Genomic DNA, 12,775 nt, shown 5'->3' with positions numbered 1-12,775 from the left:
CCTCATTTTTGCGAGTTACGCCCATGGCTTTTCAGAGTTTCGACGTCACCACAAATCCGGCCAATGGTGGCCCACGCGTAGCGAAGCTGCGCGCGAAAATGGCTGAACTTGGCCTCGACGGCTTTCTGGTTCCTCGCGCGGATGAGCATCAGGGCGAATATGTTCCACCCCATGCGCAGCGCCTCGCCTGGCTGACCGGCTTCACCGGATCGGCCGGTGCCGCACTCATCCTCAAGAACAGTGCCTATATCTTCGTTGATGGACGTTATGAGCTGCAGGTCCGCGCCCAGACCGATCCGAAGGTCTTCTCCTATGAAAGCCTCGTTACAAATCCGCCGGCTTCCTGGCTGGCAGACAACGGCAAGGGCCTGCATATCGGCTTCGATCCTTGGCTCCATACCATTTCCGAAGCCCGCAGTTTACGTGAAGCACTGGAGGCTCAGGGCGGTCAGCTCGTTCCGGTCGAAATCAATCTCGTCGATGCCGTATGGGATGATCAGCCCGAAGTGCCGACGGCGGAAGTCACTATCCAGCCGGCCCGTTTCGCAGGACATGAAGCTGAAGACAAGATCAAGGAAATGCAAGCAGCAGTTGCCGCAAGCGGCGCTCTTGCTACCGTCATGACCGACCCGTCATCGGTCGCATGGGTATTCAATATCCGCGGCAAGGATGTGTCCAACACACCGCTTCCGCTGAGCTTTGCCATCATTCCTGCGAAGGGTGAACCAGAGCTTTTCATCGATGAACGCAAGCTCGCCATTGAACCGCGCGCCTATCTGACCCAGCTCGCCAAGCTCTCGGCGCCGAGCGATCTGGAAGGACATCTCAGCGCTCGCGCAGCGGAAGGCGAGACTATTCTGCTCGATCCAGTTCTTGCAGCCGAAAAACTTCGCCTCATTGTCACCAGCGCAGGTGGCAGTGTAATCGAAGGCAAAGACCCTGCTCGTATTCCACGTGCAATCAAGAACAAGGCCGAGCTTGACGGCTCACGCGCTGCCCATGAGCGTGACGGTGTGGCGATGGTCAATTTCCTCTCATGGATCGACGCGCAAAAGCCCGGCACAATCGATGAAATCGGCGCAGCACAGAAGCTGGAACAATCGCGCACCGATGCCGGGCGCGACTTCCAGATGCCGCTGGAAGACATATCTTTCGACACGATCTCCGGTGCGGGGCCAAACGGCGCAATTATCCATTATCGCGTCAATACCGATACCAACAGAACGCTTGAAGACGGTGAACTCTATCTGGTCGATTCCGGCGCACAATATCGCGACGGTACCACAGACATCACCCGCACCGTCCCCATCGGCAAGGTAACGCCAGAGACGATCAAGGCATTCACGCTCGTGTTGAAAGGTGTGATTGCGATCACGACGGCTCGCTTCCCGAAAGGCACACGCGGGCAGGATATCGACGTTCTGGCGCGTATCGCACTATGGAAGCATGGTTTCGACTATGCACACGGAACCGGCCACGGCGTCGGCTCTTACCTGTCGGTGCATGAAGGCCCGCAGAGCATTTCGAAGAAGGGCGCGCAGGAACTATTGCCGGGTATGATCCTTTCCAACGAACCCGGCTATTACAAGCCAGGTTCATTCGGCATCCGCATCGAAAACCTCATCATCGTCACCGAACCGGAAGTGCTGGAAGGCGGCGACATTCCGATGATGGGCTTCGAGACACTGACGTTCTGCCCTATCGATCGGCGCCTGATCGACAAGTCGCTCTTCACGCAGGAGGAAATCGACTGGCTGAATCACTACCATGCCAGCGTGCGCGAAAAGCTTTCAGCCCATCTCAAAGACGCTGAACGCAAATGGCTCGAAGCGGCAACCGCGCCGCTTTGATAAAGCCTTCACACGGTGAAATGGCGTAGCGCGATCAAAAGCGCTACGCCCGCAAAGAACATGGTCATCATACTGAGCCGCAGCGAAAGCACGATACAGACTGCGAGGACGAGCAGTTCCCGCCAGCCGTGATCAGAAGCGGGGGCGGCCACAATGGCCGTTAAAACGGCTGCAGGCACGGCGTTGAGCGCCGCTTCAACCCGATAATGCACATGGCTGAAGCGTGACAGCACCAGATGTCCGCCAATACGGGTGAGATAGGTGCAAAGCGCGCCTGCAAGAATGATCCAGATCGTGGTGGACATTTATGCTTCCCCCTCGCGTGGCTTGGCAATAATCGCCGCAAGTACAATGCCGCCGAGTGCACCCAGCGAAACATGCCATGGCGACCCGACGAACTTGTAGGCCGCCACTGCTGAAACCGCACTGACGATCACGACCGGCAACCAGTTCTGCCGATGGCGGAAACTCATCACCATGCCGAGAAAATAGATCGGCAACAGAAAGTCGATGCCGAAGGCGTAGGGATTCGTGATCAGATTGCCGAACAGCCCGCCAATCAGCGCTTCGAGAACCCAGGTCAGATAGAATGTCAGCCCGATAGCCATATACCAGACAAACGTGACTGGCTTGCCAGCTTCCGCCCGCTGTTCGACTTCCGCATACTGGATGTCCACCAGGACGAAAAAGGCCAGCGCCTTCTGCCATGGCTTGAAGTGACGGATACGCCGACCGGTAGTCGCCGAATAAAGCACATGCCGGAAATTAACGGCGAAGATCGACATGACGATCATCCACGGCGCGATGTTCTGGCCGAAGAGATCGAGCCCGACCATCTGGCTGGCACCGGCATAGATGATGGAACTCATGAATACCGCTTCGGCGAGCGACAATCCGTTATCGACTGCAAGTGCACCGAACAGCAAGCCAAAGGGCGCTCCGGCAACGACAAGCGGAAGTCCGCGCCGGACACCGTCAATAATATCGGCGCGCGCCGAAGCCCTTACGGGCCGAAAAGTCTGATCCACGAATATTCACTCCTCCGAATGAAGAGTAACTAGGAAATTCTGTAGCGCGTTGGAATATGATTTCCCAAAAAATCATACTATTAAACAGCGATGCCGCATTTGCGCATCACTCATAAATCCGGCTGATACATTCATGAACGATCATGATTGTTGCGGAACGGTCTTTTCGATCCTGTGCATCCAGTCCACAAGCGGGCGAGCCCGTTCGGTGAAGTCGACAAGATGATCGGCCAGATCAGCGCGAGTAATCGTTTCAGGATCGATTTCCATCCGCACGGAGAAATGCCGATTGCGAATTGCTTCCAGCAAATCATCATCGGTCACCGCCTCAAAACCACGCGGCGTGCGTTTCAGCCGGTCGTAGTCGCTGATTTTCAAACCGTTTTTCTTGAGTTTCGCGACCATGGTGCGGAATTCTTCCGGCTTCTCTGCAATGGCCGTGCGTATAGCCAGAAGCAGTTCCTTCTTCGGCCCCCACCAAGCCACACAGGCGTAGCAGTCGCGGACACCCGGCAGGCCGATGCAGACATAGAAGCACCCGCTTTCGTCCCATTTCGTGCCCGATTGCGACAGCAGTGCAGACAGGTGGCGGTTATAGGGTGCTTTGTCCTTGGAAAACCGCGTATCGCGTTTGATGCGGAACTGCGATTTCACTCGGTCGCCCTTGAACGGCAGACCGGCCTTTTCGAAACGACCTGTCAGTTCGTCCACAAGATCGCCAAGCGGCTCCTTCAATTGCTGCTCGAAAAGATCCTTGTTCTCAACGAACCATTCGCGATTCTGGTGAAAATCCAGAGCTTTCAGAAACGGGATCGCTTTCTCACCGAATCCACTGAACGGGGCCATTATTCTTCTCCGACCAATGTGAACCAGGCGTCTTCATCGATGACTTCGATGCCAAGCTCCGACGCCTTGGCGAGTTTGGAACCCGCTCCCGGTCCGGCCACCACGAGATCGGTCTTTTTCGACACCGATCCGGCTGTCTTTGCCCCGTAGCGCTCGGCCATGGCCTTTGCCTCATCGCGTGACATACGTTCCAGACTGCCGGTAAATACCACCGTCTTGCCTTCGACCGGCGAACCGGTAGCAACACGCGCTTCCTCATCAAGCGGCGTTACTTCGGCGAGAAGAGCGGCCAGCACTTCGCGGTTATGTGGCTCCGCATAAAAATCCACGACAGCTTCAGCAACGATGGAACCGATGCCCTCAACCGCAATCAGTTCCTGCCAGGATTCGTTACCCTTATCGGTGCGGTCGCCTTCTTTCGGCGGTACAGCCTCCAGAGCAGCTTTTTCAAAAGCCGCATAAGACAGATAGGCCCGCGCAAAACGCTTGGCATTCACCTCGCCAACGTGACGGATGCCAAGGCCGAACAGAAAACGATGCAGGGTAATCTCGCGCCGGTCATTGATCGCATCGTAAAGCTTCTTCACGGAAGTCACGCCGAAGCCTTCGATGTTCTCGAGTTTCTTCAGAGGCGATTCGGCTTGTCGTTTTTGAAGCGTGAAAATATCCGCAGGCGATTTGATCTTCAGGCTGTCATCTTCGGCATGGAAGAAAAACTCGACCTGTTTTTCGCCAAGACCTTCAATATCGAACGCATTGCGCGAGACGAAATGACGAATGCGCTCAACCGCCTGCGCAGCGCAAGTCAGACCGCCGGTGCAGCGATAGACCGCCTCGCCCTCTTCGCGCACCGCATGACTGCCACAGACCGGGCATTCATGCGGGAATTGGAAAGGCACCGCATCAGCCGGACGCTTCTCCAACACGACATCTACAATCTGGGGGATCACATCGCCAGCGCGCTGCACGATGACCGTATCGCCGACGCGAATGTCATGTTCGTCTGCGCGAATACGCTCACCCTTAAGGCCGACACCCTTGATATAATCCTCGTTATGCAGCGTCGCATTGGTCACGACCACACCGCCGACAGTGATCGGCTCCAGTCGCGCCACTGGCGTCAACGCGCCGGTGCGCCCGACCTGAATGTCGATACCGCGCAAGATCGTCGTAGCCTGTTCTGCCGGAAACTTGTGCGCAATGGCCCATCGCGGGCTGCGCGAGCGGAAACCGAGCCGTGTCTGCAGATCGAGCCGATCAACCTTATAAACGACACCATCAATGTCATAATCGAGCTGCGCCCGCTCCAGCCCGATCACGCGATAATGTGCAAGAAGCTCGTCCGCACTGTGCAGCCGCTTGGTCAGCGGGTTGACCGGGAAACCCCATTCACGGAAAATCTCGACCATGCCCGTCTGCGTATCGGCAGGCATGTCCGACATTTCACCCCAGGCATAGGCGAAGAATTTGAGCTTGCGGCTCGCGGTCACCTTGGCGTCAAGCTGGCGGAGCGAACCCGCTGCCGTGTTGCGCGGGTTTACATAAGTCTGCTTGCCTTCGGCGGCCATCTGCTCGTTGAGCGCGAGGAAATCGCTCTTGGCCATATAGACCTCACCACGCACTTCCACGACGGAAGGCGCTCCCGCCGGAAGCCTGTTGGGAATCTCAGCAATGGTGCGGATATTTGCCGTCACATTCTCGCCGGTCGTGCCATCCCCGCGCGTCGCACCGCTCACCAGAATTCCGTTCTCATATCGGATCGACATGGAAAGTCCGTCGATCTTCGGTTCAGCGGTAAACGCGATGGAATTATCCGGCAGATGCCCCAGAAAGCGATAGACGCTGCCCACGAAATCGCGCACGTCCTCATCTGAAAACGCATTGCCGAGCGAGAGCATCGGGCGGGCATGAACAATCTGCGCAAATTTGGAAACCGGTGCAGTACCGACCCGCAAGGACGGACTATCTGCCCGCACCAGATGAGGAAAACGCGCTTCAATCGCGTCGTTGCGCCGCTTCAGCGCGTCATACTCGGCATCCGAAATCTCTGGCCGGTCATTGGCATGATAAAGCTCATCATGATGGGCAATTTCACGCGCCAGCCGTTCCAGTTCAGAAGCGGCTTCGGGTTCGGTCAGTTTTTCGACGGAAACATCGGTCATAAGCGGAGCAAAACCTGCTGATTCAATTTTGCTCAACATAACCAAGAAATGGCATCGCGCCTACACCGGCCCGACATTACGAACATGCAAATCCCCTGACAGCGTCTTGTCAGGAGACGAGTGCACTGTTCTCCGCAAGCAGTCGTTCCGCTGCTGCGCGCGCTTCATCAGTGATGCTGGCGCCGGCAAGCATACGCGCGATTTCTTCCTGCCGCTCATTCACTCCAATGGATCGGATCGAGGTTGCCATACGGTCTTCATCGGTCGCCGACTTGGCAATCAGGAAATGTGTGGAGGCACGGGCTGCCACCTGCGGTGCATGTGTGACCGAAAGAACCTGCACCCGATCGGAAAGCCGGGCAAGGCGCTGGCCGATGGCATCCGCTACTGCACCGCCTACGCCGGTGTCGATTTCATCGAATACGAGCGTCGGCGCGGAACCGCGATCCGCAAGCGCTACCTTCAGCGCCAACAGGAAACGTGAAAGCTCACCACCCGAGGCGACCTTCATCATTGGCCCGGCCCGCGTACCCGGATTGGTTCGCACCCAATATTCAACCGTATCGATGCCTTCCGTCGCCCGTGCTTGCACGTCTGTCGTCATCTCAACGATGAATTCTGCGCGCTCCAGCTTCAGTGCTGGCAGTTCGGCCATCACTGCAGCCTTCAGATGCTCCGCGGTTTCCTTGCGCAAACCGGAGAGCTTGGCTGCCGCCGTGTCGTAGGCCGCCCGCATTTCAGTCGCCTGACTTTCCAACTGGATAAGCTTTTCCGCTCCAGCGTCCAGATCGGCAAGATCAGCATCCATCTTGTCACGCAGCGCGGGCAAGCCTTCCACCGCGACAGAATATTTGCGCGCGGCAGCGCGGAGCGCAAAAAGCCGCTCCTCGACCTGTTCCAGCACGCGCGGATCGAAATCGATCTCGCGCATGGCATGATCTATACCGTCCTGTGCGAGAGCAAGACTGTTCAGTGCTTCATCAATCGCTTTGCAGACCGGCTCCAGCAGATGCGGCGCTTCCGGAATCTTGCGCTCCAGACGACGCACAAGACTCGACAGCGATGGTACAGGCGAGCCCTGCCCCGACAGGAGCTCACCGGCTTCATTCACGTCACCGGCGATCTTTTCGGATTTCATCATGATCGCGCGGCGCGCGGCCAACTCTTCTTCCTCACCAGGCTGCGGATCAAGTTTGGTCAGCTCTTCAACCGAAGAACGCAGATAATCGCCTTCACGCTCGGCCTGTTCGACGCGGGCGCGATGTTTGGCAAATGCGGTTTCCGCATCGCGCCAGGCTCTATGGCGCTCACGAACCTCTGCGGCCTCTTGTTCCAGACCGCCGAAAGCATCCAGCAATGTCCGATGAAGATCGGTATCGATCAGCGCGCGATCATCGTGCTGGCCATGAATTTCCACAAGCCTGCGTCCGAGATCGCGAAGAAGAGCAACACTAGCCGCCTGATCGTTGATGAAGACACGCGTGCGACCATCGCCCATCTGCAGGCGGCGCAGAATGATGTCACCATCATCGTCAAAACCGTTATCGCGCAGAAAAATCCGGGCCGGATGCGCGCCCGGCACATCAAATACTGCTGTCACCTGTCCCTGATCGGCACCATGGCGCACCAACGAGGCGTCGCCACGTGCGCCTAGCGCCAGTGAAAGCGAATCAAGCAGGATGGACTTGCCCGCTCCGGTTTCACCGGTAAGCACGGACAAGCCCGTCTTGAACTCGATGTCGAGCCTTTCAATCAGAACAATATCGCGGATCGACAGGTGCGACAGCATGTCGGGCTCAAACTGATTATGAACCGCCGCCCGTGATGAGCGACGAAGCCTTGGCCAGCCATGAGCCACCGTTTTCGCGCGGCTCAAGACCACCACTCTGCAGCAGTTTGTAGCTGTCCTTGTACCACTGGCTGTCCGGGAAGTTCTTGCCGAGAACCGAAGCGGCCATCTGCGCTTCCGAAGTCAGGCCAAGCGCATAATAGGCCTCGACCAGACGCGCCAGAGCTTCTTCCACCTGACGGGTGTTGGAATATTCCTCGACCACGCCGCGGAAGCGCTTGATGGCGGCCAGATATTCCTTGCGTTCCAGATAATAACGGCCAACCTGCATTTCCTTGCCGGCGAGCTGATCGCGGGCGAAGCGGATCTTGGCCTTCGCATCGTCGGTATATTCCGAATCCGGGAAGCGATCGACCACTTCCTGCATCGCGGCAATGGCGCGGCGGCTGGCAGCCTGATCGCGGGTCACGTCCGGGATCTGGCGGAAGTAGGAAAGACCGATGATGTAATAGGCATAGGCCGATTCAGGGGATGTCGGGTAAAGCGTGTTGTAACGCTTCGCCATCGAGATCGCTTCTTCGTAATTGCCCTTACGGTAGTTGGTGAAGGCAGCCATCACAAGCGACTTGCGCGCCCATTCCGTATATGGATGCTGGCGGTCGACGGCAGCGAACTTCTTCGCGGCTTCATCGAGGCGACCTGCATCCAGATTGGCGAGACCTTCATTGTAGGTTTTGTCGGCAGGATCGATCGTCTCTACATACTTGGTGAGATCGATGTCGTCGTCCTTGCTGGCACAACCGGCGAGCGGGATAAGAACGGCGATAGCGCCAGTCAGCAGCGCGGTTTTCGTCACACCCTTGAATTTGAAACTCGTCATGCGGTCTCCGGCCTTTTGACAGCGTCATTCCTGTTTGGAGTTGCGTGCTTCTAGCACCGCACGGCTGCTCCATCCATACAAATCATTCAGCATCAGCGAATGTCCCAACATAGCTGACGCCGTTTTGGTCGTCCATAAACCACATGCAAGCGAAATCGGCAATCGTCTAGCTGATCTATCGCCAAAATTTGGCCCGAACAAACCTCGGACGGCGCATGAAACGCGTAACCAGTGTGAATTGTCCCCGGTATCGACCACCCGGATGGGTAGATGCTCCCCGATCAATCCACCGCAGAACGGCGCACCGACTCAATTGCGAGGTGAACCGGTGAACACGGCCCAATTAAGGCCGTGCACTGATACATATTCATTTCTTCCTTGAGATTAGAGCGCCCAGGGAGCGGCGATATTCGGCTTCACCGCAACAAAATCAGATGCTCTGGAATTCCGACGAATACCAGAAGACTCGACAATATCGAAAGCCGTCTTATCAGACAGCAGTGCCTTCACCGTTTCAGCATTCAGTCTATGCCCGCTGCGATAAGAACGGAAACAACCGATGAACGGAAGGCCCGCCAGTGCAAGATCACCAACGGCATCAAGCGTCTTGTGACGAACGAATTCGTCCTTGAAACGCAAACCGCCGGGGTTGATGACCGAATTATCGTCACCGATGACAAGAGAATTATCGAGTGAGGAGCCAAGCGCATGGCCTGATGCCCAGAGCCGTTCCACATCCTTCATGAAGCCGAAGGTACGCGCAGTGGAAAGCTCCTTGCGGAAGGTCGCTTCGTCCACATCATCTGCAAATTTCTGTCGCCCGATCAGCGGGCATTCGAAGTCGATCTCGACCTCAAACCGTGTACCTGCGAAGGGACGAAATTCACCCCAGGAGCCGCCAGCTTCGACGCGGACAGTTTTCAGAATACGGATGAAGCGTCGCTTCGCTTCCTGCGTGACGATACCCGCCTCATCGAAAGCTTCGATAAAGCGTGCAGAAGTACCGTCAAGAATGGGAACCTCAGGTCCGTCGACTTCCACAACAAGATTATCGATACCCAAGGCAGCGATCGCCGCCATCAGATGCTCGACCGTATCAATCTTGGTCTCTTTCGGTCCAAGCGACGTGCAAAGGTCAGTTGCGCCAATCTGTGAAACATGGGCGCGCACTTTCGGCGCCTGGCCCTTCAGGTCTGACCGCTGAAACAAGATACCCGTATCGGCATCGGCCGGAAAAAACGTCGCCGAAGCCGGAGCCCCGCCATGAACGCCGGCGCCTGAAAGCGTGACCGCACGACCAATTGTCCTTTGATAAGCGCTCAAGACAGTTCCAATCTGCTGAATAAAATGAATGCAGGCCGTTCAAACGGAATTTCAACACAGCCCATTTCGCAATTCTTTGCGTCTATATGGATAGATATAGCTAAAATTGCGACAGGAAATACAGAAGGTTCACAAACTTGTGCGGCCCGAACCATACCCTGTTTCAATTAAAATAATAATTTGCGTGGCTTGAACAAAATCACGCTTTTTAACGTCAGATTACAAAGAGCGCGATATTCAGCCTTTCAGAGCCTCGAAAGTGAACATTTCGCTATCCGGCGTAATGACGCCATCGCATTTATAGCTGGCATGCACCTTCGAGGATTGGAAGCCAGCAGCACACAGAGCAAGTTCCATTTCCCATATACCCCATAAACGGAGAGCGAAGGTTTCGATTTCGGTGTTGACGAGCTTGCCGTTACTCCAATGTTCATAACGTAGCAGAGAGGTCGTCGTCTGGTTTGCAAAGTCCGTCTCCAACCGCTCTTCCTGCAATGTGAGCATATCGTCGCCGTCCTCCCAATGCCGCATCGCTCCCGCAGGAGCACTGAGCCAGCGAATGGAATCGAGATCGAGAATGAGCCGTCCCCCCTCCTCCAGAGCGTCATGGAACCTCCGCAGAACCGCGATTGCTTCTTTTATGTCAGTCACAAGCTGGATCGAGCCAGCAGGAACGATGACAGCAGAAAACGTCCTGTCGAACATGAAATCGGAAAAACTCTGCTGACTGAGATTGGCCGTCAAGCCGCGCGCTCTGCAGGCGCTCTCGCAATAGGCCAGCATTTCCGGCGAGGTGTCGAAGCCATGAACTTCAAGCCCCGATTCCAGCAGCGGGACGAGCATGCGCCCGTTGCCGACGGCAGGCTCCAGGATGGGGCCTGAAATGCCGGCTAGTAAATCACGGTAAAGTTCGATATCGCCAAAAGATCGGCCCACAGGCTTGTCCAGCTGATAAACTCTGGCGGCAAGATTTCCATAACGATTGTTCATTCCACCCTCCCCCGCTGCACCGCCGATCATCCGTCGAGACAGATTCTCAAGCGAAACACTCTCCATACAAGATGGTACCTCAAAAGCAAAAAAGGCCCGCCTGAAACAGGCGGGCCTTGAATGCATTTACCCGGGAAACGCTCAGTTCGACTGACGGCGCAGAAAGGCCGGGATTTCGAGCTGATCTTCTTCCGAAGCGGCACGCGGCTGCGGACGGCCCTGATCGTCAAGCTGGCCGCGACGCGGTGCGTAGATCGACGAATCCTGCTGCGGAGCACGGCGTTCGGCCGGACGCATGCCTGGTTCACGATGCTGTGCCGGCTCCAGACGAGCTGCAGGCTGATCATCCTCGCGACGCGACAGGCCGTGGGTCAGACGCTTCAGGAGGCTCATCGGACCGCGCGGCTCTTCTTGTGCTGGCTGCTGCGGAGCGCGACGGGCATTGATTTCAGCCTGTGCAACCGGCGGGAAATCAGACACGGCAGGCATACGCGGAGCCGGGCGCGGTTCACGAACCGGCTGTTCATGCATCTGTGGCTGCTGGTAGGCCTGCGGCTGCACGGCCTGATGGCCTGCCGGAGCCTGCGGCATCGGTGCACGGGCAACCGGAGCACGCTCGAAGGATTCCGGTGCCGGAGCCTGGAAGATGCGGCTCTGCGGACGGAATTCCGGCTCGGCGGAAGCGGCAGGCGCTGCCGGTGCGGCTGGAATTTCAGCTTCGGCGGACTGGATTGCCTGGGCGATCGGGTCAACCTGACGCGGCTGCTCAACGACCGGAGGACGAAGTGCGCCATGCGGAGCCATCGGCTTTGCCTGAGCCGTCTGCTTTACCGGCTGGCGAAATTCCAGCGGCGCAGGCGCCGCGTCTCCTAACTGCTTATCGATACCGGTAGCGACGACAGAAACGCGGATGACGCCTTCGAGACCTTCGTCGAAGGTTGCGCCAAGGATAATATTCGCATCCGGATCGACTTCCTCGCGAATACGCGTAGCAGCTTCGTCGACTTCGAACAGGGTCATGTCGCGACCACCGGTGATCGAGATCAGGAGGCCCTTCGCGCCGCGCATTGAGGTTTCGTCGAGCAGCGGGTTGGCGATTGCAGCTTCGGCGGCAGCCATTGCACGGCCTTCACCGGAAGCTTCGCCTGTACCCATCATGGCCTTGCCCATTTCGCGCATCACCGAACGAACGTCGGCGAAGTCGAGATTGATGAGGCCTTCCTTGACCATCAGGTCGGTGATGCAGGCAACGCCCGAATAGAGCACCTGGTCAGCCATTGCGAAAGCATCGGCGAAGGTGGTCTTGTCGTTGGCGATGCGGAACAGGTTCTGGTTCGGAATGACGATGAGCGTATCGACATTCTTCTGCAGTTCTTCGATGCCGAGGTCGGCCGTCTTCATGCGACGGGCGCCTTCGAAATGGAAAGGCTTGGTCACGACACCAACGGTGAGAATGCCGCGTTCACGGGCAGCGCGTGCCACGACCGGAGCTGCACCCGTACCGGTACCGCCGCCCATGCCGGCAGTCACGAAGCACATATGCGTGCCGTTCAGATGATCGACGATTTCGTCGATGCATTCTTCAGCAGCCGCGCGACCAACCTCTGGCTGGGAACCAGCACCAAGGCCTTCTGTGACAGCAGCGCCAAGCTGGATCATGCGTTCGGACTTCGACATCGTCAAAGCCTGAGCGTCGGTGTTGGCTACGACAAAATCCACGCCGCGCAGACCGGCATTGATCATGTTGTTGACCGCATTGCCACCGCCACCGCCGACACCGAATACGGTGATGCGAGGCTTCAGCTCGGTGATATCCGGCTTTTGCAGATTGATAGTCATAGGTCCTTGTTCCTCTTAAGCCTTACCACCGCTTCGCCACCGCGGTGTGGATTGGTTGTTACCCAGAT

General features: G+C 57.0%; 10 protein-coding genes. 1 reads left to right on the top strand and 9 read right to left on the bottom strand.

The window, feature by feature from the left end:
• The first annotated feature begins 23 nt into the window (after positions 1-23).
• Positions 24-1,850, top strand: a complete 1,827-nt coding sequence (locus JNC70_RS08010; RefSeq protein ID WP_104755963.1) for an aminopeptidase P family protein — start codon at positions 24-26, stop codon at positions 1,848-1,850.
• An 8-nt stretch (positions 1,851-1,858) separates the two neighbouring features.
• Here JNC70_RS08010 and JNC70_RS08005 read toward each other — a convergent pair whose 3' ends face one another.
• The 9 genes from JNC70_RS08005 to ftsZ all read right to left on the bottom strand — a co-directional run bounded on the left by JNC70_RS08005 (position 1,859) and on the right by ftsZ (position 12,707).
• The gene (locus tag JNC70_RS08005) at positions 1,859-2,155 is read right to left on the bottom strand and encodes a branched-chain amino acid transport AzlD family protein (RefSeq protein WP_061346017.1); all 297 of its coding nucleotides are present in this window, start codon (positions 2,153-2,155) and stop codon (positions 1,859-1,861) included.
• A complete protein-coding gene (locus JNC70_RS08000; protein ID WP_104755964.1) occupies positions 2,156-2,878 on the bottom strand; it encodes an AzlC family ABC transporter permease in 723 nt (240 codons plus the stop codon). It lies immediately after the preceding gene.
• A gap of 141 nt (positions 2,879-3,019) precedes the next feature.
• Positions 3,020-3,724 carry a DUF2461 domain-containing protein gene (locus JNC70_RS07995; RefSeq protein ID WP_104755965.1) on the bottom strand — a complete coding sequence of 235 codons (705 nt, stop codon included), beginning with the start codon at positions 3,722-3,724 and terminating at the stop codon, positions 3,020-3,022.
• The gene (gene ligA / locus JNC70_RS07990; protein ID WP_104755995.1) at positions 3,724-5,886 is read right to left on the bottom strand and encodes an NAD-dependent DNA ligase LigA; all 2,163 of its coding nucleotides are present in this window, start codon (positions 5,884-5,886) and stop codon (positions 3,724-3,726) included. Before ligA ends, JNC70_RS07995 begins: the two co-directional genes overlap by 1 nt.
• A 109-nt stretch (positions 5,887-5,995) precedes the next feature.
• The gene (gene recN / locus JNC70_RS07985; RefSeq protein ID WP_104755966.1) at positions 5,996-7,675 is read right to left on the bottom strand and encodes a DNA repair protein RecN; all 1,680 of its coding nucleotides are present in this window, start codon (positions 7,673-7,675) and stop codon (positions 5,996-5,998) included.
• Between the two features lie 16 nt (positions 7,676-7,691).
• Positions 7,692-8,555 carry an outer membrane protein assembly factor BamD gene (locus JNC70_RS07980; protein ID WP_104755967.1) on the bottom strand — a complete coding sequence of 288 codons (864 nt, stop codon included), beginning with the start codon at positions 8,553-8,555 and terminating at the stop codon, positions 7,692-7,694.
• A 384-nt stretch (positions 8,556-8,939) separates the two neighbouring features.
• Positions 8,940-9,878, bottom strand: coding sequence for a UDP-3-O-acyl-N-acetylglucosamine deacetylase (lpxC, locus tag JNC70_RS07975; RefSeq protein WP_104755968.1), 939 nt, complete (start codon positions 9,876-9,878; stop codon positions 8,940-8,942).
• Positions 9,879-10,115: 237 nt separating this feature from the next.
• Positions 10,116-10,868 carry a class I SAM-dependent methyltransferase gene (locus tag JNC70_RS07970; protein WP_104755996.1) on the bottom strand — a complete coding sequence of 251 codons (753 nt, stop codon included), beginning with the start codon at positions 10,866-10,868 and terminating at the stop codon, positions 10,116-10,118.
• A 141-nt stretch (positions 10,869-11,009) separates the two neighbouring features.
• Positions 11,010-12,707: a cell division protein FtsZ gene (gene ftsZ / locus JNC70_RS07965; RefSeq protein ID WP_104755969.1), complete on the bottom strand. Its 1,698-nt coding sequence runs from the start codon at positions 12,705-12,707 to the stop codon at positions 11,010-11,012.
• Between the last annotated feature and the right edge of the window lie 68 nt (positions 12,708-12,775).

The organism is Brucella oryzae, from assembly GCF_041929965.1.
Lineage (GTDB): Bacteria > Pseudomonadota > Alphaproteobacteria > Rhizobiales > Rhizobiaceae > Brucella > Brucella oryzae.
Note: the sequence above shows the minus strand (reverse complement) of the source record. Positions and strands in the feature narration are given on the sequence as shown.